1 protein-coding gene is annotated in these 245 nt (G+C 42.0%); it reads left to right on the forward strand.

The window, feature by feature from the left end; genetic code table 11:
- Nucleotides 1-14: 14 nt before the first annotated feature.
- On the forward strand, nt 15-179 hold the full coding sequence (locus RM529_RS18275) for a four-helix bundle copper-binding protein (RefSeq protein ID WP_489752744.1): 165 nt from the start codon (nt 15-17) through the stop codon (nt 177-179).
- Nucleotides 180-245 lie beyond the last annotated feature (66 nt).

Raw genomic sequence — 245 nt, forward strand, 5'->3', positions numbered from 1 at the left:
GTGCGTGCGTCCAGCTGTTAGCCAGCCAGTCTGATTACTCAAAACGGCTATGTGCTATTTGTGCCGACTTATGTAAAGCCTGTGCTGATGAATGTGCAAAGTTTGACAGTGAAGTTTGCAAGCAATGCGCAGAAAAATGCAATGCCTGTGCCGAGAGCTGTAAAAAAATGGCAGCTTAAAAAACAGTTGTAGGATTTTTTTTTCCAATAGGAGCGGCTAAAAAGTTGCTCCTTTTTTTAATAAGG

The sequence above is a fragment of the Autumnicola edwardsiae genome (genome assembly GCF_031846505.1).
Classification (GTDB): domain Bacteria; phylum Bacteroidota; class Bacteroidia; order Flavobacteriales; family Flavobacteriaceae; genus Autumnicola; species Autumnicola edwardsiae.